At 59.6% G+C, this 23,188-nt stretch carries 21 protein-coding genes and 1 tRNA gene; 12 read left to right on the top strand and 10 right to left on the bottom strand.

What is annotated here, in order from left to right; translation table 11 throughout:
- The first annotated feature begins 25 nt into the window (after positions 1–25).
- Positions 26–1,882, top strand: coding sequence for an acyl-CoA dehydrogenase family protein (locus ACILSO_RS04220; protein ID WP_395736119.1), 1,857 nt, complete (start codon positions 26–28; stop codon positions 1,880–1,882).
- A 91-nt stretch (positions 1,883–1,973) separates the two neighbouring features.
- Positions 1,974–2,399, top strand: a complete 426-nt coding sequence (gene mscL, locus ACILSO_RS04225; protein WP_395736120.1) for a large conductance mechanosensitive channel protein MscL — start codon at positions 1,974–1,976, stop codon at positions 2,397–2,399.
- Here the strand turns inward: mscL and dnaB are convergent.
- Complete coding sequence (gene dnaB / locus ACILSO_RS04230) at positions 2,396–3,922, bottom strand: replicative DNA helicase (protein WP_395736121.1); 1,527 nt, start codon at positions 3,920–3,922, stop codon at positions 2,396–2,398. The two genes, mscL and dnaB, sit on opposite strands and share 4 nt — an antisense overlap.
- A 237-nt stretch (positions 3,923–4,159) precedes the next feature.
- Here dnaB and ACILSO_RS04235 point away from each other — a divergent pair, with 237 nt between their 5' ends.
- From ACILSO_RS04235 to ACILSO_RS04275, 9 genes are all read left to right on the top strand, one after another.
- The gene (locus tag ACILSO_RS04235; protein ID WP_395736122.1) at positions 4,160–5,872 is read left to right on the top strand and encodes a tetratricopeptide repeat protein; all 1,713 of its coding nucleotides are present in this window, start codon (positions 4,160–4,162) and stop codon (positions 5,870–5,872) included.
- A gap of 76 nt (positions 5,873–5,948) precedes the next feature.
- A tRNA-Ala gene (locus ACILSO_RS04240) sits at positions 5,949–6,024 on the top strand.
- Positions 6,025–6,258: 234 nt separating this feature from the next.
- Complete coding sequence (dnaN, locus tag ACILSO_RS04245) at positions 6,259–7,356, top strand: DNA polymerase III subunit beta (RefSeq protein WP_395736123.1); 1,098 nt, start codon at positions 6,259–6,261, stop codon at positions 7,354–7,356.
- 31 nt (positions 7,357–7,387) lie between these two features.
- Positions 7,388–7,897, top strand: a complete 510-nt coding sequence (locus ACILSO_RS04250; protein WP_395736124.1) for a hypothetical protein — start codon at positions 7,388–7,390, stop codon at positions 7,895–7,897.
- Positions 7,898–8,014: 117 nt separating this feature from the next.
- Complete coding sequence (locus tag ACILSO_RS04255; RefSeq protein WP_395736125.1) at positions 8,015–8,878, top strand: prephenate dehydrogenase; 864 nt, start codon at positions 8,015–8,017, stop codon at positions 8,876–8,878.
- 5 nt (positions 8,879–8,883) lie between these two features.
- Entirely contained in the window at positions 8,884–10,266 is a 1,383-nt protein-coding gene (gene aroA / locus ACILSO_RS04260; protein WP_395736126.1) for a 3-phosphoshikimate 1-carboxyvinyltransferase, read from the top strand.
- Positions 10,263–10,904, top strand: a complete 642-nt coding sequence (gene cmk, locus ACILSO_RS04265; RefSeq protein WP_395736127.1) for a (d)CMP kinase — start codon at positions 10,263–10,265, stop codon at positions 10,902–10,904. The genes aroA and cmk overlap by 4 nt, the downstream gene beginning before the upstream one ends.
- Before the next feature lie 12 nt (positions 10,905–10,916).
- Positions 10,917–11,528, top strand: a complete 612-nt coding sequence (locus tag ACILSO_RS04270) for a lysophospholipid acyltransferase family protein (protein ID WP_395736128.1) — start codon at positions 10,917–10,919, stop codon at positions 11,526–11,528.
- 203 nt (positions 11,529–11,731) lie between these two features.
- On the top strand, positions 11,732–13,861 hold the full coding sequence (locus ACILSO_RS04275; RefSeq protein ID WP_395736129.1) for a hypothetical protein: 2,130 nt from the start codon (positions 11,732–11,734) through the stop codon (positions 13,859–13,861).
- A 7-nt stretch (positions 13,862–13,868) separates the two neighbouring features.
- On the opposite strand, the gene ACILSO_RS04280 is transcribed toward ACILSO_RS04275, so the two are convergent.
- Positions 13,869–14,276 carry a DUF2721 domain-containing protein gene (locus tag ACILSO_RS04280; protein ID WP_395736130.1) on the bottom strand — a complete coding sequence of 136 codons (408 nt, stop codon included), beginning with the start codon at positions 14,274–14,276 and terminating at the stop codon, positions 13,869–13,871.
- A gap of 219 nt (positions 14,277–14,495) precedes the next feature.
- Here ACILSO_RS04280 and ACILSO_RS04285 point away from each other — a divergent pair, with 219 nt between their 5' ends.
- Entirely contained in the window at positions 14,496–15,185 is a 690-nt protein-coding gene (locus tag ACILSO_RS04285; protein ID WP_395736131.1) for a hypothetical protein, read from the top strand.
- 12 nt (positions 15,186–15,197) lie between these two features.
- Here the strand turns inward: ACILSO_RS04285 and ACILSO_RS04290 are convergent, their stop codons facing one another.
- From ACILSO_RS04290 to ACILSO_RS04325, 8 genes are all read right to left on the bottom strand, one after another.
- The gene (locus ACILSO_RS04290) at positions 15,198–17,165 is read right to left on the bottom strand and encodes a bifunctional aldolase/short-chain dehydrogenase (protein WP_395736132.1); all 1,968 of its coding nucleotides are present in this window, start codon (positions 17,163–17,165) and stop codon (positions 15,198–15,200) included.
- 111 nt (positions 17,166–17,276) lie between these two features.
- Positions 17,277–18,461: a metabolite traffic protein EboE gene (gene eboE, locus ACILSO_RS04295; protein ID WP_395736133.1), complete on the bottom strand. Its 1,185-nt coding sequence runs from the start codon at positions 18,459–18,461 to the stop codon at positions 17,277–17,279.
- 71 nt (positions 18,462–18,532) lie between these two features.
- Complete coding sequence (locus ACILSO_RS04300) at positions 18,533–19,972, bottom strand: hypothetical protein (protein WP_395736134.1); 1,440 nt, start codon at positions 19,970–19,972, stop codon at positions 18,533–18,535.
- A 53-nt stretch (positions 19,973–20,025) separates the two neighbouring features.
- Positions 20,026–20,661, bottom strand: coding sequence for a hypothetical protein (locus ACILSO_RS04305; RefSeq protein WP_395736135.1), 636 nt, complete (start codon positions 20,659–20,661; stop codon positions 20,026–20,028).
- Between the two features lie 27 nt (positions 20,662–20,688).
- Positions 20,689–21,324: a Spy/CpxP family protein refolding chaperone gene (locus ACILSO_RS04310; RefSeq protein WP_395736136.1), complete on the bottom strand. Its 636-nt coding sequence runs from the start codon at positions 21,322–21,324 to the stop codon at positions 20,689–20,691.
- Between the two features lie 12 nt (positions 21,325–21,336).
- Positions 21,337–21,756 (bottom strand): hypothetical protein, encoded by a 420-nt coding sequence (locus tag ACILSO_RS04315; RefSeq protein ID WP_395736137.1) that lies wholly within the window; start codon positions 21,754–21,756, stop codon positions 21,337–21,339.
- A complete protein-coding gene (locus ACILSO_RS04320) occupies positions 21,753–22,280 on the bottom strand; it encodes a sigma-70 family RNA polymerase sigma factor (RefSeq protein WP_395736138.1) in 528 nt (175 codons plus the stop codon). The genes ACILSO_RS04315 and ACILSO_RS04320 overlap by 4 nt, the downstream gene beginning before the upstream one ends.
- Before the next feature lie 132 nt (positions 22,281–22,412).
- Positions 22,413–23,105, bottom strand: a complete 693-nt coding sequence (locus tag ACILSO_RS04325; protein ID WP_395736139.1) for a DUF1080 domain-containing protein — start codon at positions 23,103–23,105, stop codon at positions 22,413–22,415.
- Positions 23,106–23,188: the final 83 nt, after the last annotated feature.

Genomic DNA, 23,188 nt, shown 5'->3' on the forward strand with positions numbered 1-23,188 from the left:
CACACTCAGCAGGAGCATTCAGGCCATGAAAACGACTCTTGAAGAAAACAAAAACGAAGGGAAAACCCTCATCGACACTTCCCGCATGAACGCGGGCCAGCGTGCTGCACTCGAAATGGCGGAAGCCGCACGCGACGAACGCCGCAACACCGGAATCGCCGCCGGCATCTTTTTTGGCGAACCCAACTTCAATCTGCTGCTGCCTTTTCCAAGGCAGAGCGTGGAAGACCACGACCAGGGAGACGCCTTTCTGCACCGTCTTGAACACGTGCTCGACCAATTCGCCGACCCGGATGAAATCGACGCCACCGGCGAGATCTCCGACAAACTGCTGGGCGAGCTCGCACGCATCGGCGCCTTCGGCATCAAGATCCCCGTCCGCTACGGCGGCCTGGGATTGTCGCAGACCAACTACTCGCGTGCGGCCATGCTGCTCGGCAGCCGCTGCGGGAATCTCGCCGCACTCCTCTCAGCGCATCAATCCATCGGTGCGCCGCAGCCGCTCATTCTCTTCGGCACCGAAGAGCAGAAAGCCAAATATTTGCCACGCTGCGCCAAAGGCGAGATCAGCGCCTTCGCTCTGACTGAGAACGAAGTGGGGTCCGACCCCGCGCGGATGAAGACAGAAGCAAAGCTGGATGTCGATGGCGAGCACTACATCCTTACCGGTGAGAAGCTGTGGTGCACGAACGGCACCAAGGCGGGAATGATCGTGGTGATGGCAAAAACTCCCACCGCAGAAAAGCCGCATGCCACCACCGCCTTCATCGTGGAAACGAGCTGGCCTGGTGTTGAAATCGTGCACCGCTGCCGTTTCATGGGCCTCAAGGCGCTTTACAATGGCGTCATCCATTTTGACCATGTGCGCGTGCCCGTGGCGAATGTGCTCGGCGGAGTCGGCCGCGGCCTCAAGGTCGCACTGACCACCCTGAACACGGGCCGCATCACGCTGCCTGCTGCCTGCACGGGGCTTTCGCAGCGCTGCCTGGACATCAGCAAACGCTGGGCGCGTTCACGCGAGCAGTGGGGCCAGCCGATTGGCCGCCATGCTGCTATCGCTGACAAGCTCAGCCGTATGGCCGCAGACACATTCGCCATGGAAAGCATCGTGCGTTATGTGTCCGCCTTGGTGGACCGTGACAAGCACGCCGACGTCCGCCTTGAGGCCGCCATCGGCAAGCTCTGGGGCAGCGAAAAATCCTGGCGCATCATGGATGACACCATGCAGATGCGCGGCGGTCGCGGCTTTGAAACCGCCGCCTCGCTCAAAGCACGCGGAGATGCGGCCGAACCCGTCGAACGCCTGTTCCGCGACGCCCGCATCAACACCATCTTCGAAGGCAGCAGCGAAATCATGCGCCTTTTCATCGCTCGTGAAGCGCTGGAGCCGCATCTCAATCTGGGTGCGGAGGCAGTGAACACCACATTGCCCTGGAAAGTCCGCGCCAAAGCTGCCATGCGCGCCGCACGCTTCTATGCCACCTGGTATCCGAAAAAATGGCTGCCACTGGGCGCTGGAAAGGCCGCTGAGATGCTGCATCCCTCCCTGCAGTTTGATCTGGATGCCGTCGCAAGGCTGAGCCGCATGCTCGCGCGCCGCCTGTTCCTGGCCATGGCCATGAACGGCCCCAAACTCGAAAAACGCCAGGTGCTTCTGGGCCACTTTGTGGACGTGGGCGCCGAGCTCTTCGTTTGGGGCTGTGCGCTCGCACATGCCCAGAGCAAGGTGAGCGACTCATCCATGCCTCAGACAGACATCGACCGTTTGGTGCGGCTGGTGCGTTTCTTTGGCAGGATGACGCGGGAGCGCATCGCCACCAGCTTCCGCCATCTCAAGGAAGACAATGATGCCGAAAGCTGGCGGGTGGCGCAGGAAGTATAAGCGCATTTTTGTGTGGCATGACGAATGCTGTTGGAGTTACAACGTGGCCGGTTTCCAAACCGGCCACATTCATCTCCATCATCCCACCGCCATGCTCAAAGAATTCAAAGCGTTCATCCTTAAAGGCAACGTCGTCGATCTCTCCACCGGTGTCATCATCGGCGCAGCTTTTGGCACCATTGTCACTGCATTTACCAAGGGCATCATCGAGCCGCTCCTGAAAGCCATTGGTGGCAATCCCAACGTCTCCCTCGGCATCAAAATCGGCGAGTTCGTCAATGACAAAGGGGAGAAGGTTCCCAACATGCTGGACATCGGCATGATCATCAATGCGATCATCGGCTTCCTCATCACTGCGGCGGTGATCTTCTTCGTCATCGTCAAGCCCACGAATGCGCTGCTGGCCCGCATCAAGCGCGATGAAGCCGCAGGTGTGCCCCCTGAAACACCCGCCGCCGTTCCGGCGGACATTGCTCTGCTCACGGAGATCCGTGACCTGCTGAAAAGCAAAGCTTAAGGGGACTCAGGCTCTTCAAAGCGCTCCACGAAGCGCATGGCGTGGTCGATGAAGCGCAGCAGCACGTCGTCGGTGGGGCCGTTTCGGTTTTTGGCAAGAATCAGCATGGCCTCGCCCTTCTTTTTCTCCTCGGCCTCCTCGTCTTCCACTTCCATCTTCGCACCGGCGTAGTCAGAGCGGGTGAGCAGGCCCACCATGTCCGCATCCTGCTCGATGGAGCCCGACTCACGCAAGTCTGAAAGCACCGGGCGCTGGCCTTTGCGGGATTCCACCGCACGATTAAGCTGGGCGAGGACGATCACCGGCACGTTCAGCTCCTTCGCCAGCCCCTTGATGCCGGCGGAAATTTCCGCGATTTCGATCTGACGGTTGTCCTTCGCTCGCCGGCTCTGCGAGGTGACGAGCTGAAGGTAGTCGATCATGATCATCTGAATGCCGTGCTGCTTTTTCAAACGGCGCGATTTCGCGCGCATCTCCATGATGTCCAGGCCGGGCGTTTCATCGATGAAGATCTGCGCCTTCTGCAGATCGCGCGTGGCCTTCGCCAGTGCATCCTGTTGCGCGCGGGAAAGCAGGCCACGTGAGAGATCCTGCATGCTCAGGCGTGCGCGCGAGACGAGAAGACGTCGCACCAGCATCGTCGCGCTCATTTCCAGGCTGAACACCGCGCAGGGTGTGTTGCAGTCCACCGCAATGTGCTCGACGACGTTCATCGCGAAGGAGGTCTTTCCCATCGAAGGACGCGCGGCGATGACGAACATTTCACCACCTTGCAGGCCGGAGCTCATCTGGTCGAGCTTGCTGTAGCCGGTGGAGAGTCCGCGCAGCTGCCCTGGATGCTCCAGCATGTACTGAATGCTGTCGATGGCGTCCATCACGTGCGTGGAGAGGGACTTGATGCCTTCCTTCGCGCCCACTGATTCACGCACGGCGAGGATGCGCTGCTCCGCGCGGTCCATGAGCGTGTCGATGTTCTCATCCATCTGCTCTTTGCCGTGCTCGTAAGAGTGATGGATGTTCAGCGAGCTCGCGTGGATCAGCTCGCGCAGGATGTGCTTGTCGAGCACGATCTTCTTGTAATACGGAAAGTGCGAGGGGATCGGCACGAAGGCGAACAGCTCCGAGATCGCAGCCGCGCCACCGACTTTGTCGAGCAGGTTTTGATCTCGCAGCGCATGCGTGAGAGTGACGGGATCGACCGGAAAGTTTTTGTCATAAAACTCCAGAAGCTTCTCGTAGATGGTGCGGTTGGCCTCGTGGTAAAAAGCCAGCGCAGGCAGGTTCACGCGGCAGTCACTGAGACGTTCGTTGGGATCCTGCAGCAAACAGGACAGCACGCCCTTTTCCGCCTCATCACTGAAGGGTAGGGCGCGGTTGAAGGAGGCCAGCAGTTCCTCCGCGGAAGGGATGTCGTTTTTTTTCTTGAAATTGTCCCGCCCTTTTGCAGGCGCGGCTCCACCATTTTTGGGTGCTTCTGCGGGTGCTTCTGGAGTGGAAATTTCGGCCATGGGGAATTTCAGCATGCCCGGATGGTGGATGACGTCAATCCCGCACTCCTTGATCATTTGGGCCCAAATTCGCCCTTTTTGGGTCAGTTTGAGATTTTCGCGTCAACGACACCCCTCCAGATTTTTGTGTGTGAGTTTTTGTGGGCACCGAAATTATACTTTTATCAAAAGCTTGATGAGAGGGAATTAACCTGAAAAAGTGAACGGGTCCGGAACAACCGGGTCAAACGCCCCTCCAAATAACAACCACATATGTTACTTACAGCACTCAAACTTAAACTCGCTGCTCTCGTCGCCGTCGCCGGCATCGACACCGCCGAAATGCCTGGAGCATCCCCAGAGTTCACCAAGATTCTCACTGACCTCAAGGCCGACACGGACAAGGTCCAGGCTACTCCTGGCAACTCCAACGTGGACGTGAACAAGTCCTTCAACGACGCCGTCGCAAAAATCCGCGAGCTGGCGCAGAAGGAAGACAAGGACGCCATCTATGCCCTCGCCCATTGGGGAGTGCTCAGCGGTGCCAACATCAATGAAGTCGCCGCCCTGTTCCGCAAGGCTGCGGACAAAGGCCAGGTGCTCGCCATGTCCGAACTCGCCCAGGTCCTCATGCAGGCTGGCGCGCAGAATCCGGAAGCCGTGAAGGAAGCCATCAAGCTGATCCAGCAGGCTGAAGCAAAAGACAACAAGGTCGCCCGCCGAATGCTGGCCCAGCTGCACCTGCAGGGTGTGACCGAAGGTGAAAAAGGCACCGTGGTGGTCGAGAAGAGCGCCGCGAAAGCCAAGGCACTGCTTGAAAAAGGCAGCGCTGCTGGTGACGGCGAAGCCACTCTGGGCCTCTTCCAGCTTTACAGCGCTGGCGTCGATGGCACTCAGCAGGACCATGCACAGGCCCTCAAGTATCTCATCCAGGCAGGTGAGCAGGGCAGCGCAGTGGCCCTCAGCACCTATGGTGCCCGCCTTCTGAACGGCGATCCCGACACCGCTGGCAGCCCCAAGCTGGTGAAGAAAGACGTGGCAAAAGCTCTGAAGATGTTTGAAGACGCCGCAGCCAAAGGCCTTGCCGCTGCCAATCGCATCCTCGGTCAGATCTATGAAAACGGTGTCGGCGTCGATGGCGCTGATGTGAAGCAGGACGTGAAGAAGGCTTTCGACTACTACACCCTGGCAGCCAATGGCAACGACCCCCAGGCTCTTTTCCGCCTCGGCAATGCGTTCGAAACCGGCATCATCAAAGACCCCAAGAAGGCTCGTGACGACAAGGACAACGTGCTGATCCAACCCAATCCCAAGAGCGCTCTTGACCTCTACCGCCTCGCCGCTCAGAACAATCTGGCCGAAGCCTTCTACAACGTCGGCGTGTACTATGAAACCGGCACCGTGGTGGACAAAGACCCTGCCAAGGCATTCGCCTTCCTGATGAAAGCCGCCACCGCCAACATCGCCCAGGCGATGAACCGCCTCGCTGGTCTCTATGCCAACGGCACCGGAGTCACCCAGGACGTCGTGGCCGCCGCCGGCTGGTATCAGCGCGCTGCTGACATGGGCTTCGCTCCTGCGCAGATCGCTCTTGGCATCCTCTATGAACAGGGTGCAGGCGTGCGTCAGAGCCGTCTGGTTGCCTCCAACCTCTATTCCGATGCTGCCCAGCAGGGCGTGGCTCTGGCCATGCTTCGCGCCGCCAACCTCTACGCCGTCGGTGTGGAACCCGGCAAGCCCGAGTACACCCGTGCATGGGCTTTCGCCAAGCAGGCTGATGAAGTCGCCCAGAAGAGCGGCAACAAGGCTGACATCGACGTCACCACCAGCGTGCTTCAGCAGCTCGAAGGCAAGATGAGCGACGCCGAGAAGGCCGAAGCCAAGAAGGTGTTCGAAAAACTTCCGAAGCCCTCCGCTGGCGCTGCTCCTGCGACTGCCGCCCCGGTGAACGAGGCCCCCAAAGGTGCTGCACCGAAGAAGAAATAAATAGCACTTGTCAAAGTAGCGCTCTTTGCTAGTCTCCGGCTCCCCAAATCAGGGGAGCCGGTTTTTTTTAAACTCCGGGGCATTAGCTCAGTTGGTAGAGCGCCTGCATGGCATGCAGGAGGTCAGCGGTTCGAACCCGCTATGCTCCACCAAACCCCGTGCCATCTTGGGATGTTGCGACACCGCAATGCTCAGTCCCTCGGACACTCCTCCCGCCACAGATGGCTGATTCAGTGCCGGTTCGGCCGTGTCTTTCCCTCAAAACCTGCGGCTGCCGAGAAAGTGAAGGAAGTTAGATTGCAGTTAGACACCCGTATTTTTCCGCTCAATATCCTTGCCGTTTCATCTGGGTTTGTTAACAAACCGACCCGTAGCAGGCATTTTATATGAAGTTCACCATTAGCAAAGAATCCTTCCTGGACGCCATCAATCAGGTCCAGCACGTGGTCAGTTCGCGCACCACGCTCGCCATTCTCTCCAATGTGCTGCTCAAGGCGAAGGATGGCAGGCTTGAACTCACCACCACCGACCTCGACGTCGGCGTGACGTGTTCCGTCCCGGCCGAGGTCGATGAACCCGGCGCCACCACGCTCCCCGCCCGCCGCCTCGCCACCATCGTGCGCGAGCTCCCTGCGCAGGAGATCGAGGTCAAGGTGGATGAGAAAAACGTCGCCTCCATTCGCAGCGGCCCCAGCTTTTTCAAAGTGCTCGGTCTCACCAGCGAGGAGTTCCCCGCGCTTCCCCGTTTTGATGATGCGCGCGAGTTCCGCATTGAACAGCAGGTTCTGCGCGACTGCCTGCGTAAGACGAGCTACGCCATCTCCACCGACGAGACCCGCTACGTCCTCAATGGCATTCTCTTCTCCTTTAAGGACAACGCCATGACCATGGTGGCCACGGACGGCCGCCGCCTCGCCATGGTGGAGCAGGAGCTTGAGTTCCCGCAGAGCCAGGAGATTGACATCATCGTGCCAACCAAGGCCGTGAACGAGCTTTCCCGTCTGCTGGGAGATTCGGGCGAAGTGGCCCTCCGCGTCACCGGTTCCCAGGTTGGGTTTGATCTTGGGGACAGCCTTCTCGTCAGCAAGCTCATCGACGGCAACTACCCCAACTACCGTCAGGTCATTCCAGGCGAGTCCAAGGAGCGCATCCCGCTGGAGCGCGAGGCTTTCCTCCGCGCCATCTCCCGCGTTTCCCTCCTCGTCACCGAGAAGTCGAACTCCATCAAATTCATCTTCACGCCAGGCAGCGTGGAAATCGTCGCCACCTCTCCGGACGTCGGCGAAGCTCGTGAAACGGTGGCCATCAACTACAAGGGCGCGTCCATCACCATCGCGTTCAATCCTGAATTTGCCATGGCTCCTCTGCGCAATCTGAGCGCCGATGAAGTCCATCTGCATCTCATCGATGAAATCAGCCCTGGCGTGCTGCGCAGCGGCACCAACTTCCTCTATGTGCTGATGCCCATGCGTGTGAACGCCTGATCCCGCTTTCCATTTCTCCCTCACACACGCCATGAAACGACTCCTGCAGGCATCCTTGCTGATTGCGACCGCCACCAGCTTCACCGCATGCTACAGCCCCAATCCGCCGCCTCCCCCTCGCGGAGGACGTGGACGCTCATTGGATGTCCCTCCCCGTTATGGCGTCTCTCAGGAGCAGACCCAGTACTTGAACGGCGTTAATTTGGAAAACTCCAATCCGGCGGCCGTTCAGACGCCTGATCCTAATGCTCCGGTGACTGGCGAGAACGTCACCCCGCCGCCCACGACGACTGACAACCCGACGGCGCCGCCGCCGGTCAGCGTCACCCCTCCGGGCAGCACGCCGGTGCCGTCAAACCCCGCCACGCCGCCTGCTCCTCCGCCTGCGGCTGACATTCCTTACGCCACCCGCATCTCCGGCAAGCCAGGCTTTGTGAAGAGCCCGTTTGATCCCAATGGACAGGCCATTGATGTGCGTGACTTCCAGTCGGGTCAGAAGGCGCGCTGCCCTTACACCGGCAAGATTTTCCGTGTGCCGTGAGCCATTGATCTGCCTGCTTCGCCCCCTGCCGCGGCAGAGGGTGGAGTGGCAGACGGTCTGCATTCTCCGTGGCAGCCGCTGATGCTCCTGCGGAGCTGCACTGTCCCAACTCTCTTCGTGTCCGTCGAACGTTCCATCGCCATCTTCAGTCCCGGCCTTCTCGGCGGATCACTGGTGAAAACGATCCAGCAGCGCATGCCTGGCGTGGGGGTGCGTGTTTGGGCCAGGCGCAGCGAGGCCGTGGATGAAGTCCTGAGGGTGCTTCCCGGTGTTCTCGCCAGCACGGACGTCGCCACCGTCATTCAGGGGGTGTCCCTCGCAGTGCTGTGCATGCCCATTCAGTTCATGGGAGAGATTTCCCAGCAGATCGCCGCCTGCGAACTGTCGGAGGACCTGATCGTCACAGACGTCGGCAGCGTGAAGAACTCGGTGGTGGATGAACTGGAGGCCCTCTTCATGCCTACCAAGGCCGCCTTTCTCGGCAGCCACCCCATGGCAGGTTCCCAGCACACCGGCCTCGTCCACTCGCGGGGAGACCTGTTTCATCAGGCCGCCTGCATTTTGACGCCGACATCCCACACCAAGCCGGAGCATCTGGCCCGGCTGCGCTCTTTTTGGAGCAAGCTCGGCTGCCGCATCCAGGAAATGACGCCGCCGCAGCATGATCACTGCGTGGCCCGCATTTCCCACCTGCCGCACTCCATGGCGGTGCTGACCACGCTGGCCGCCCTCAGGCAGGACACCCGGGTGCTGGACAGCTCCGCCGGCGGCTTTCGGGACACCACGCGCGTGGCCAGTGGAGACCCCGGCATGTGGGCCGGCATCCTCATGCAAAACCGCATCGAGGTCATCGCGGCCCTGCAAGATGCCTCCACTGTCCTGACAGAGCTTCTTGAAATGCTCCAGACCATGGACGAAGAAGCCCTCCGCCGTTTTCTCGCGCAGGCCAAAGCCCTGCGCGACCTCCTTCCGGCGGTCTGAAGATCATGGCCAGCCTCAAGTCGAAGAAACTCAAAAGCATTCCCGCCGAAATCACCGTCCCCGGTGACAAAAGCATTTCCCACCGTTCCGCGATGTTTGCCGGACTCGCGAAGGGCACCACCATCATTGATGGCTTCCTTCCCAGCGAGGACTGCCTCTGCACCGTGCATGCCATGCAGGCCCTCGGCGCCACCATGGAGCCGCTTGAGGAAACCGAAGGCGTGGGCCTCACCAAGCTCGCCATCACCGGCAACGGCATGCAGCTGAAAGCTCCGGAAAAGCCTGTGGACTGCGGCAACTCCGGCACCACCATTCGCCTTCTCTCCGGCATTCTTGCCGGCCAGAATTTCAAAACAGAGCTGTTCGGAGACGCGTCCCTTTCGAAACGCCCCATGAAGCGTGTCGCCGATCCTTTGGGCCAGATGGGAGCCATGATCACGGGGCAGGGGGAGAAAATCTGTGCTCCGCTTACCATTCAAGGCGCCCCCTTGAAATCCATTTATTACAAGCTTCCCGTGGCCAGCGCCCAGGTGAAAAGCGCCATCCTGCTGGCTGGCCTGTTCGCCTCTGGCAAAACCACCGTTGTGGAGCCTGTGGCCACCCGCAACCACACCGAGCGCCTCTTCACCCACTTTGGCATCAAGTGGCTGCGTGAGGACGACTGCGTCAGCGTCTATGGTGGCCAGGAGCCTCAGGCGAAGGACATCATGGTCCCCGGAGACATCTCCAGCGCCGCATTCTGGATGGTGGCCGCCGCCGCCTCCCCGGGTTCGCAGATCACCATCAACAATGTCGGCCTCAACCCCACCCGCACGGGGATCATCACCGTCCTTTTGCGCATGGGCGCTCTTGTAACGAATTCTGAAACGCATTCCGACGGTGAACCCCGCGGCAACATCACCGTTCGGGGTGGTGATCTGAACGCCACCGTCATCGGCGGGGCGGAAATTCCGAATGTCATTGATGAACTGCCGATCCTCGCCGTCGCCGCTGCGCTGGCACGTGGCAAAACTCTTATTCGTGACGCCTCCGAGCTGCGCGTGAAGGAGACGGACCGCATCGCCGCCGTCGCTTCCAATCTGCGCCTCATGGGCGTCACCGTCACCGAACATCCGGACGGCATGGAGATCGAAGGCGGAGCCAGACTGCAGGGGGCCACGCTGCCATGCTACGGAGACCACCGCATCGCCATGGCCTTCCTTGTCGCCGGCCTGTTCGCCGAGGGCACCACCACCCTGGAAGGCACCGAGTGCATCTCCACCTCCTATCCAGGCTTCGAGCGTCATCTTGATCTCTTCTTGAATGGAGACGCTGGCGCACGTCCGATTCCCGTCATGTCCACCGTGCCGCAGCCGCTCGTGGATAAAATGAATCGTGCCAAGTCATGAGCGCTGCCCATTCGGTGATCACGATTGACGGCCCTGCTGCCTCGGGAAAAAGCAGCATCGCACGCCTCGTCGCGCAGCGTCTGGGCCGCACTTACGTCAACACCGGCAACATGTACCGCGCCATGACCTGGGCTGTGCTGCAGTCCGGCGCTGATCCGCAGGATGCGGCCGCCGTCCGTGCCGCTGCTGCGGATATTGTCATCGAGTCACCCGTTTTTGACGGAAAAACCCAGGTGCGAATTTCCGGCCACACACCGACGGATGCCGAACTCAACAGCGATCCCGTCAATCGCGCGGTCTCATTGGTCGCAAGCATCGCGGAAGTGCGCGACCGGCTCGTGGCGGATCAGCGTGCTCTAGCAGCCATCGGCCCGCTGGTCATGGAGGGGCGTGACATTGGCTCCGTGGTTTTTCCCGACAGTCCGCACAAAATCTACATTGATGCCAGCGAGGAGGTGCGGGCCAGCCGCCGCGGCGCTCAGGGGCTGAGCGATCAAATCGCCGAGCGTGACCGCATTGACAAGCAGCGCAAAAACAGTCCACTGATCATTCCAAAGGGCGCCATCGTCATCGACAACTCCCACATCACCCTCGACCAGGCGGTCGATCAGGTGATTGCGGCGCTTCAACTGACCTAACAGCGAACAAAAATGGAACTCTTCTACTGGCTCAGTCAGCGCTTCTTCCGTGAGCTCGCCCGTGGATTGTTTGATTTCCGCGTGGTCGGTGCGGAAAAGCTCCGCTTCGAAGGTCCTGCCATCATAGCCAGCAATCACGTCAGCTTTTTGGATCCTCCCTTCATCGGTTCTTCTTTTGACGAGGTGGTTTATTCATTCGCCCGCAAGTCGCTCTTTGATCATCCGCTTGCAGGTCTCATTTTGCGTAACTGGAACGTGCTGGCCGTGGACCGTGACAAGCACGACACCACCGCATTGAAGTCCACCATTCGTCTCCTGCGCAGCGGGAAAAAAGTGCTCATGTTTCCCGAAGGCACCCGCAGTCATGATGGCGCGCTGCAGCCTGCCGAAGCTGGGATCGGGCTCTTCATTGCCAAAGGCAATGCACCGGTGCTGCCGGTTCGCCTTTACGGCGCCTACGAGGCCTATCCCCGCGGCGCCAAGTTTCTTCATCCCGCCAAGATCACCCTCGTCGTGGGCGACCTATGGCAGCCTGATTTAAAAACCTATGCCCAAACCGGCAGGGAGCTTTATCAGGAACTTGCAGACGAAGTCATGCGTCGCATCACCGAGCTTAGGGCATGATCTGAACAGGTGTAGATGAGTGAAATTCAAGGTGTTGGAACCTTGAAAAGATGATTGCTGTTGCTTGGTTTTTTGCGGAGAATTCGCTCTAGAACTAGCATTTTCGTTTAATCTGCTTCGTGCAATGGAACGACGTGTGCTTCGCTCTTTCGCCCAAATTCATTCCCGCTGATTCCTCAATGTCCAAGCTCCGGTCTTTGATCGTGAAAACCATCCTTCCGGTCAAATCTCCCACTTTATCATCCCAAAATACCGGGCAGGGGCATGAAGAGTTCAGCCCGCAGGGAGGGCCGTGGCTGCTGAGGCAGTCGTTTCTCCGGGCCGAGACTGTATGGCTCTCCTCCATGCTGGGTGCTTATTTCCCCTCGCTTCCGCGCGTGCTGGACATACTCAATGAAGGCACGCAGACAAATGTCATGTTTGGAACGGCGCCTGGTGAGGCGGTCAGGCAGTATTGCAGCCGGGTGGGGCCGCTGCCCATTGGCATTGCCTGTGTGCTTGTATGGCGGCTTGCGGTGGAACTGGAGGCACTGGAATCTTTTTTGCCAGAAGCGGTGGGTTTTGTCGATCCTCTGAACTGCAAGGTCGGGCTTTGGCAGCAGGATTTTTTGCAGCTGTTCATTGATCGCTTTGAGACGCGGCCTTTATCACGTGCAGAGATCGCCTCACGGGTGCTTCAAAACTGCGCCATGCTGATCAAAGGACATCCGGCTGATCCCATCAGCCCTGCGGTGGCAGCCAAGGTGCCCTCCACTCTGCTGACGCACCTGCGTGAGTTGCAGTCCCTCGGAAGCACGCAGCTCACCTTGGGGCAGATCAAGGGAATCATGCTGATGTCCACTGCCGCTGTCACGCGCGGACTGCGTGGCTCGAACATGATGGCCCAGCTTTACGCCAACGAGCGCTGGCATCCGCTGCTCCCGGCGCCTCGTTCGGCACCACGCATCTACGGCCGCGCCGAAGGCTCGCGCATGCCGGTCATTTCCGTCCGGCTTTCGCGGCTGCTGGCGCATCGCCACCGCCTGACGGAAGTCGAGGTCCTCATGCTGCACAACCGTCTGCGGGAGCAGGCCACCGTCGTGCCCGTGCTCGGACTGGCTCTAGATCCAGAGCACATCCTCCTGCGCCTGCCCGGCCTTCGAGAAAGCGCCAATGATTCAAAGATGCTGGACATCCGGCTGGACAGCCTGCCGGAATTTACCGTCGCCCTGATTTCTGCCAGCGACAGCCTTTCGCTGGGACGTTCTCCCGTGGTCATACGCGAAGCTGTCGAACCTGGAAAACCCTTTTCAGATCTCCGTGGCGATGTGGATGAACAGCTCAGCCGGCTCTGGCAGACGCTGCAGGACGGCACCTACAGCCTCTCCGGCTACAACATCGAATCCATTGAAAACCGCGAGCTGCCCGGGCAGTTCTTTTGTTATCTTGGCACCACCTTCCAGCGTCTCGGTCGCGTCAAGGACTCCCAGCCCGTGGCCCGTGATGTGGCTCCGAAGGCGGCTTCCGCTGCCGCTGTGTCCCCGCCTCGGGCCGCTCGTGCTCCGGAGGTGGATGCTCCCACAAATTCATCCTCTATTTTTCCTTTCAACCATTCACCCGATAAGCTACCGCAACACCCTATGAAGATGATCCTTATCACCGCTGGCAGCGGAGGCACTGGCAAAAGCACCATTGCCCGTCTCATCTACGAACTCGCCAATTTTGAGTCCCGCGACGATGTGGCCATGTTTGACTGCGATGCCTTGGGAAACCGGGACTTCCAAAAAATCTCCCCGGACAAGATCGAGGCCATGCCCATCGACAATGTCGACTCCATGCGCCGCATGGTGGAGACCGCCATGGAGGGCAAGCTGGTCCTCGCAGATCTTCCCGCGAGCTGCCAGGACATCCTGGGCCGTGATTTGAATCCCGAAATCATTCAAAGCCTGCGCGAAGACGACGGACTGCACTGGCTGCCCATCCATCCCGTCACCGCCAAGGCCGCCACCTGGCCTGCCATCAAGCAGTGGCGCTCCGCCATCTTCGGAGACGCTCCCTCTATCGTCATCGTCAGCCTGAAGGACGGCCCCGTCTCCGCCGAACTCCTGGATGAGATCGTCCGGCCGCAGGATCTGGTGCTGCGCATGCCGGTCCTGGATCAAAGCCTCGCCGCCGCGCTGGATGCCTCCAACGCCACCTGGCTGGACATTCTCGAAGGCCGCGTCACAGACAGCCACCGCATGTTTGGCAATCCGCTCGTGAAGCGCCAGCTGCGCTTCAAGCGCAAGGAATGCGAGGACGCCCTCTTCCCGCTGCTGCGCCGCATCATCAAGGATCCCAGCATCTCGGGCTGAGCGCGACTCATTGCTCCCGGCATTTCACATCCCGCAGTTGCAGGTCCAGCGCCGTCCCGGACATCTGGATCTCCACCAGGGTCAGAGTTAATGAAGCCAGCATCAGGACCAGGCTCACGCCAAACGTGGCCTGGCCTCCTGCCTGACGGCCAAAAAACAGCAGCGTCATGCTGGCGACGCAAAACATCAGGCTCAGCACGCCCAGCGTCTGCATGTGCTTGATGATCTGGATGCGCCTCCTCAGACTCTGAATCTGCGCCAGCAGCATCGGCTCCCGCGTCGCCTGCCAGTTCGCATGCAGCCCCCGCACCACCGCCGCCAGCCCGAGAAAGCGGTTCGTGAAAGCCAGCATCAGCAGCGAGATCGCCGGAAACAGCAGGGAAGGAGTGGAAAGGGGAAGATCAGGCAGAGACATGGCGTCAGATCGCCGCACAGCCATCATTCGGCAAGCCGACAGGTGGCTTGAATAACACGGGGCAGGGTGGTAGCCGTTGTGCAGCTAATACCTTCGTCGAATTCCTGCCTGATGATCAGCGCATCTGCCGTCTCGGTTTGGAGACAACTCGCAGCATAGCCCGGCCACAAAGAGTGGTTAAATCACGCAAAGCCTGAGGGTCCGAGGTTTGGAAGCGGTATGTATCTGACGGAATCGTCGCCAATAGGGCCGCGAAATCCTCATGATGCGCCGCATGCTTCAGGTGTGATCATCTCGTTCTGGCGTCGGAAATGCCTGTGGGTTCTAGGGGCTGCCTGCCTGGTCGCAGCATCTTGCGGGCGTCGCCAGAAGAAGGTGCCGGCCAAAGACCATCCTGATGGAGTTGTCTGGGTTCAGCTTCGCGGTCCCAGGTTTTCATTCAAGAACCAGGATGCCGAAGCATGGAATGTCCGAGAGGCGGTGATCCGCTACCGGATTGGAGAGATTCGGAAAGTGGCGAATAGCTCTGTTTCGGCCTTGCATGTTTCCATGTACGAACTGGTTGTTTCAGACAAGCCGTTTGGTGCTTCGTGGAAGCCTCCGCCAAAAAATCCACCGCCACCGCCACCCCCGCCTGAACCGCCTCCTGCGAAACAGGTCGAACCACCGGCGGAGTTTTGGTTTCGATTCGCGGGTGAAAAGCCGGTGGTGAAATCAAGCCGAAGTCCGAAAGATCCCGGCCAGCACGAATCAGACTCCCCCGGCAAAACCATGGAAATCTTGATTGGAGATATCTTGTGGCTGACGGAGACTCGGGCCGAGGTGGTGTCTGACTACGGAAGGTATTATCTGAGCAAAATAAACGGCCGATGGCAGGTCACTGGTTATGAAGTCGAGCTTTTGGAATGAGAGCGACACGGCTCAAATCACCCGGTCATTCCCACCATCCACCGGGATCTGCGCTCCGGTCACCTTCGCAAACAGCGGGCTCGCCATGGCGCTGACCATGTTGCCGATGTCCTTGGATTTGATCTCCACCTTCATCAGGTTCTTGGTCTTGTATTCCTCCACGGTCATGCCGTAGCGGGTGGCGCTCTTTTGCAGGGCTTCGGGGGTCCAGAGCTTGGTGTCAAACACGGCGTCCGGATGGACGATGTTCACGCGGATCTTGTGCGGCGCCAGCTCCAGCGCGGCCACGCGGCAGAGCTGCGTGAGCGCGGCCTTGGAGCAGGAATAGGCGCTGGCTCCTGGTCCGGGTGCCTTGAAGTTGCGGCTGCCCACGAAGATGATGCTGGCATCGATGCCCTGCTTCACATACGGGATGACCTTGTTCATCAGCTTCTGATGGCTGGTGAGGTTGATCATGATCGTGCGGTCCCAGTCGCTCTGCGCCATCGCATCCAGATGATCGTTCTTCGGGAAGATGCCCGCATTGCTGACGACGATGTCGATGCCGCCGTACTCGCGCACGGTGAAATCAATCGCGTCCTGCACCGGCTGGTCTTCCGTGAGATTAACCACGATGCCGACCGCGCCGATCTTCTTCATGATCTCAGGGATCTCCTTGTCGATGTCGAGTCCCACCACCTGCGCGCCCTGTTCGGCCAGTGATTCAGCGATGGCAAAGCCAATGCCTGCGGCACAGCCGGTCACCAGCGCGACCTTGCCCTGATGCACCTTGCGCGCCGGACCTTTGCGCAGCTTGGCCTGCTCCAGATCCCAGTATTCGATCTCGAAGATGTCTTTCTCCGGCAGCGGCTCCCAGCCACCGACAGACTCTCCAAGCTGCACCGTGGCAGCGGTCGACTCCGCGATGTCAGCCACGATCTTGGCGTCCTTCAAAGTATCGCCAAAACTCACGACACCGTGGTTCGGCCAGATCGCAAAACGCGGGGCCGCATCCAGCATCGTCTGGCCATTCGCATGCCGCTGGAAGTAGGCGGCATATTCGCCGGCATACGTCTGCACGCTGGCGTCGAGATCTTGTCCGATGAAAGCCGGTGCCCGCTTGGTGCGGATGCTGTGGTCAGGCGTGAGCGGGCCGCGGGTGCCGAACTCAGCCACGCTGCCAAGATTCGCGTAGCCCACCGCTTCGGGAGAAGCATTGAGCCGGGCGATTTGTGCGAACCCACGGCGCTTGGAAACCGCCTGGCGCAGCTTCGCCAAAGCCATCAAGTCTTCCGTGGCGGCAGCAGTGGCCGCTGCGGCGCCTTTTTTGGCGAGATAGTCTTCCGCCATCGTCACCATCTCGATGTGCAGCTCGTAGCTCTTGCGCGCATCGTCATCGAAGGTGAAGAGGCCGTGCTTCAGCAATACCATGCCCTGGATGCCCTCTTTGCGCAGATCGCGGCCTGCGATAAGTTCGGCGATCGTTTTGGCCAGAATAAAGCCCGGCATCACATAAGGCACGATGATGACGCGGCTGCCGTAGATCTCCTTCACGCGCGCCTCGCCCTCTGCACTGCAGGTCAGGGCGGAAATGGCGTTCGCATGGCTGTGATCGACATACTTAAACGGCAGGATCGCATGCAGGATCGCCTCGATGCTCGCGGCGGGCGCGTTCGGATTCGTCATCGCCGCGCGCTGCTGCAGCACCATGTCCTCATCGCTCATCGTGGCGAGCTTGGACATCTTGATCAGCGCCTCCATGCGCACGGGGGAGAAGCCGGCGCGCTCGATCGTCGCCAGGTCCCAGCCGCTGCCCTTGACGTAGCAAAGGTCCACCGGATCGCCGAAGTAGTCCTTCTCCGTCACCTTGACCGAGGTATTGCCACCGCCGTGCAGCACGAGGGCGGGATTCCGGCCGAGCAGGCGGGAGGTATAGACACGTTGGCCGAGGAGATCGGTGCCGAAAGTGGCGGCTTCTTGGTCGTTCCAGAGAGATTGCATGTTGGGAAAAGGGGAGTCCAGACTTGGGGGCTGGAAGAGGGGATGTCAAGGGGCCAAGACGTCACCTCGCAGGGCATCATAGGATTGCCGCCCATCCACCCACGGGATTGGTCAGGGGGCCTTGATCGCCAGATTTCGGCTGCTCATCTCTCCCAGCGTCCACTCATACTCTTTCACCAGCTGATCCACCACATCCCCGCTGCGCATCTCCTGCGGCAGGACCTCCCAGGTGTAGGTTTCCATCTCGATGTGCTGGCATTTTTGAGGATTCGCCGCCAGCCAGTCCATCGCACCGAGCAAATGATCCCGCGTGCTGTCAAAGCCGTCACCCGGCTGGGCGTGGATCGGAATATGGAAATGCACCCGCCATTCTTCACCCAGGCTCGCGGGGCTGGTCTGTGCAAACTGCAGCGCATCCGGCAGGTCTTTAAACCGGCGCAGCGGCTCATCCTTGCCATAGCTGGAGATGACCTGATGAAAGTACACCGGCTCATCGAAGGCCCGCAGCTTCTCCACATTCTCAGGAGTGGGCTTCAGTTTCAGCGCGGAACTAAAATGCAGCTTGCTCAGCCGGATGCCCGCCCCGGTGATGCGCTCCAGCGCCTTCTTCGCATCTTCAAACTCTATGGCCAGATGGCAGGTGTCGTAGTTCAAGCCCACAAATTTGAAAAAGTCGCGGTCCTTGGGATTGCGATCCAGATAGAGGCCGAAAAACTTCAGCGTCTCGCCGCTCGTCTCAAACAAGCCCAGCGGCTCCGGCTCCAGGCCAAGGTGCAGGTCATGCCCGCTCTTCAAAGCGACCTTTTCAATATGCTCGCGACAGGACCTCAGATTGTTGAAAATCGCCTGCAGTTCATCCGCGCCGACATTGAAAGTCTTGTGGGATCCCGGCAGCGTGCTCACGCTGCCGCTCACGCCCGGAGGCAGCAGTTGTGCGAGGATGTCAAAGAGCAGATTGGTGTACTCCAGGCGCTCCTGCGTGCTCCAGTCCGGTTTGAAGACATGCTCCTTCACCCGTGTGCCGTGGAAAGAGCCATACGGGAAGCCATTGATGGTGAAAACATAGCATCCGTTCGCATCCAGCCATGCCTTGAATTCATCGATCTTGCCGGGTGCGCTCAGTTCCACCGCAGCCTGCTGGCTCAGGCGCAGGCCGATGCCGTAGGGCCTCCCGCCGCTCACTCGGTCCTTCACGCGCAGCGTGTAGTTTTTGAGACCGTTCCAAGTTTCCTCCCACGTTTCGCCGCGGTGGATGTTGGTGCAGTAGCCGAGATGGATGCCGTGGTTGAGGAGCATGCTGCTCAGTGCTCAGAACCACGCCCGCCGTCAAATGAATCATCACCCAAGTTGGCGGGCGCGTCTCTGGCTCATTCCGCCTTCGGAGCGGAAATCAGCGCCAGAACTTCGTCTGCCATCCTGTTCACCTCCTGCCATTGCTTGCTTTTCACCAGTTCCTGGATTTTGCCCATCTTGGGCATCACCAGCGCCTGCTGTTTCGTCGCCTGCACCCAGGCGGGCAGCTCCTTCTGAATGCGCTGCATCTTGGCCTGCAGGATTTCAGGGGAGAAGCCTGTCGCAGCAGATTCCACCAGGGGCTCCCCACGCAGAAATTTCGCATAGGCCGCCAGTGGCTCCGGATCTTCCGCCGCACGTCGGAAGAAATGACCGCGCATCGTCTCGCCACCCACGCCCCAGGCAAACACATTCACCATCACCGCACCACGGTTGAACATTCGCCCAAGGTAGGTCTCCATGGTAATGCCGCTCGGCATGCCGGTTGGCGAGACATTGGTGCCCTCGGCAGAAATCCAACGTGGAGAGCCATGGGCAGCCAGCGCATTTTGGATTTCATTGAACGTGCCTCCTTCGGGATAAGTGGAGAAGCCAGGGCGATAGGAGGTCCCAAATGCCACCTCGGGCGGCGAGAAATGGGAGGTGGTGTTGGCCTTCTCCTTGTGATCCAGCCCCTGGGGTGTGAAGGCGATGTGGCAGAAAATTTTCTCCCGGGCAATGCCCGTCGCACGCAGAGAGGCGGCCCAAAGCTCGATGAACTCATGCACCACCTGGACGCGCTGACCGTTCGCATCCTTGGGCGGGTTCGCTTCGCTGAATCCGCGATTCTTCAGTGCGCGAAACCCGAGCGCTTTGTCTGTGTCGAAATCGCGGCCGATCATCGTTTCCCATCCCGCCATGAGACCCGCAAAGAGATGTTCTTTTCCCGCGGCCTTGAGCGCCTCCGTCTCCTTCTTCACCTCCGTTCCAATGAGCGCGGCACGCTCTTGGACCGCAGCCACAATCGCAGGGCTGTTGAAACACATCTGCGGCGCAAACTTCGTGGGCGTCCGCCCCCAGTCCATGCGTCGCCCCGTGTTCGGCGTCTGCTGCCAGTCCATCGTTTCGATGTTGTCAGGGTTCGAGATGAGATCTTTGCGCTGTCCCCAGCCCATCGAGTCGTCGATGTGCAATGCCACGGCCACATCGTTTTCACGCGCCACCGCAAAGGCATCGCGGATGAACTGGCGTGTCTCTTCATCAGGCATGTCAAAACACAGTGGTCCCACGGCGAAGGCGAGCTTGTGCCGGGCATCACCCGTGAGACCGATCGCCTTGATCACGGACTGAACGAACTCGCCCAGCTGTGCCTTGTTCAGGGAGAAATGCCCGGGCTCAGGGTGAAACTGGCTGGCATATCCAGGTAGTCCGGTCTGAAGCTGAAAAGATAGGTATTGGGTTTCGGCCGCCCAAGCGCTCGGCTGGCTGGAGAATGCAATGCCGAGTGCGAAGGCTGCAAAAATGGCTGTTTTCATGGTCTGTGGTGTGAAGGGGCAAATGCCTGGGCTCTTGACCGGAGGAGAAGCGGCTACCAGATGATGAAGGACTGGCCGGTCATCTCCTCCCATTTCCTTTTCTGCGTTTCGTTAAGCAATGCGACAATCTGCTTCTGGCAGTCCAGACGGAGGTTTGTCACCTGGATTAGAATTCCCTGGGCGTTGCCGCCGGATCTTGCCTGCTGAATCAGCGGGGAGATTGTTTTCTGCATCTCCTGAATCGCCGTCATGAAATTCTGCCGCTGCTCGTCTGTGATGTGAAGCTCCGAGACGATCCTGGGCTGGAGCATGATGCCCGGAATTTCATACTGCAATTGGAGCTGTCGGAATCTGCTGAACTGGTCAGCCGTCAGATTCGCCTGCAAATAAGCCTCCAGCGCTTCATAGGAAGGCTGCATCAGCTTGTCCTTCTCCCCGCCTCTGAGACCTTTGATCTTCTTGGAGAGATCTCCGGCCTGAAGCACGTCGGCAGAGAGCTTCTCCTGCAGCTTCTGCCGCTGTGAGTCGGAAAGCTTCAACTCATTCTGCACCTTCTCACGGGAGACAAAATACGAGCCGCCAAATTCGTGCAGCAGATGCTCCCGCGCTTCTTTGTCCTGAGATCGGATGAATCCCGCGGTCGCCAGCAACAGACCTGTGGTTAGAGTGATGATGGTGCCGGTTTTCATGGTCTGAAAAGGCGCGTACGGATGCTCTTACTTCGCGTCCGGTTTGAGCTGTTCCAGCACGCGGTCCAGTTCGGCTTCCGCCTCCATGATCTTGCCGGACTCGATCAGAGGTTTGAAGGTCTGCTCCATAGCCCGCAGCACCTCGGAGGGGTCACGGCCACCAGCTGCCCATGCCTGAGCACCCGCCTTGACGCGCTCGATCTTTTCCGTCAGCCGTGCACGCGCGGCCTCGGCAATCCGTGCGCCACCATCCTTGGTCATTTCGCGCAGCTTGGTCTGCTGCTCGGCTGTCAGCAGGTTTTTGGCCGCCACCATCAGGCCAATATGGAGATGCTTCAGCTCGCGCTCAGCATCGAGCACTTTGTCGAGCTGGGCGATGATGGCCGCCTCCTCCACATGATCCTTTTTGGCTAGAGCAGCCAGCGCCGCGCTCTCGGCCTCCAGCTTCTTCCGCAGCTCCTCGGACTGAGGTTGGGTTTTCATGGCTCTCGCTTGAAATGTCTCCAGCTGCTGCGGGCTCAGCCCCAGCTGCGAGTGCAGCTGCATGATCACTTCGGGCGGAAAAAAAGCGCCTCCAAACGGGTCGTTTTTCGGAGCAGCATTGTCGGCCGCAAAGATTGCGCAGACGGAGAGCAGAAGAATCGTGAGAACGATGTGTTTCATGGTGTGTGGGGGTTAGAATGTGAAGAGTGAGAAATCTGAGGGAGGCAGCATGGAGGCCGTGGGAGACATCCACTCCGGCAGCGGATCCAGCGACGGCGCCGGCATGTGGGCGATGGTTTTTTCCGTGGTGGCAAACACCGCCGCCAGGTCGTGCTGAGGATGGACGGGCTTGCGTGAAAAAATCAGCAGAGCGAACACACACGCCGCAGCCGCGGCAAGCGGACGCCAGACTTGCCAGCGCACCGTCCCCTTTGGTTCGGCCCTTTCGGTTTCCGCCAGCCCGCCCAGCGCCACATCGAGATTGGCGTAGTCCAGCAGCAGGGCACGCAGCTTGGCGTCGGCCTTGAGCGCCGTCTGCAGCGCTTCGGATTCCTCGGCCGTGGTGTGTCCGGCGAGGTGGCGCTGGATGAGTTCATGCATGTCCGTTTTCATGTGGGTTCTTCCTGGGTCAGGGTGCGCCGCACGCATTCCAGCAGCACCTGCCGGATGCGTTGCAGCAGTTTGTAGAGTGCCATTGGCGTCTGTCCGCGCTGCACGGCCAGCTCATCCATGCGCGTGCCTTTGGTGTAGGCCGTGAGCGCCAGTTTGCGCTGCACCTCGGGCAGTTTTTGCAGGCATGTGGTCAAAGCCTCGCGCTGGGTCAGGTGCCTCTGCTCCATGGCCGCCGCCTCGTCCAAGAGCTGGTTCACCAGTTCGTCATCAAAGACATGGCGGTCACGCGCCCGGCTGCGCAGATGTCGCAGCACCATGTTGCGGGCGACGCCGAAGGCCCAGGGGCGGAATTCATCCGCCTCGGCAAACTTCTGCCACAGGACCACCGCCACCTCCTGCATCACATCCGCGGCTTCCTGCAGTGAAGGCAGCACAGAGCGGACAAACGCATGCAGCGCCGCCTCGTTCGCCGCATACAGGCGGAGGAACTGGCTGTGCTGGACTTCATCGAGGGTTGTCTGCATAAACAGGCGGGTGCTTGCAAGATCGTCGTCAGCCACCGCGGCATTTGCCCTTCTTTTTTGTCCGACCCCACAAAAAAAGCGGGCGGCCCGTTCAGGACGCCCGCTTCGGAATTCAGATCAGCCAGTTTCAGATCAAGGCAGCACCTTGATGGCAATGTCCTTGTAGTACGTGGTGCTTTTGGGGTCGTGGCCCTGAATCGCGATCGTGCCGGCACTGAGCTTGCGGCCGGGCATGTTTTTCAGCTCCTTGGCGGGGTCCCAGCCCTCGGGCTCTGTGAATTCCACGGTGACCTTGCCATTGACGGCGATGGTGATCTTCTTGCCTTCGACCTTGATGTCGTAGTCAAACCATTCGTTGTCCGTGCTGGGAGCCAGCGGCACCTTGATGTGCTTGCCGCCTTCGGGTTCCTTCTGACCTTCCAGCAGGGCCAGGATGTTGATCACGCCGTACAAGCTGCCGGTCTTCTTCGGATCGGTGTGCGTGCTGTTTACCTGGCACTCGTATCCCGCGTCCGGCCAGCCCTTGTCCTGATACTTCGTGTGAATGTAAACGCCGCTGTTGGAGCCGGGAGTGGTCTTGACCTTCAGCTTGAGCTCGAAGTTTTTGAAGCTGGCGTCGCCTTTTTCGCCCATGTAGAAAAGGTGGGCGCGTCCGCCGCTGACTTTGAGTTCACCGTTTTCCACGGTGAACACGCCGGGGACTTCCTCGTTGGATTTCCAGCCGGAGAGGTCTTTGCCGTTGAACAAGGACGTCCAGCCGTCTTCGGCCTGAGCAGAGGAGAATGCGAGCGCCGCAAGGGCGGTGAGTGTGAGTTGTTTGAGCATAGGGAGAGAGCGGGATTACGTGATAAAATACAAGGGTCTAACGAATGAAATGACGTCCCTCACGGGTGTGGGGTGCCATGTTG

The organism is Prosthecobacter sp. (assembly GCF_044226605.1).
Taxonomy (GTDB): Bacteria; Verrucomicrobiota; Verrucomicrobiia; order Verrucomicrobiales; family Verrucomicrobiaceae; genus Prosthecobacter.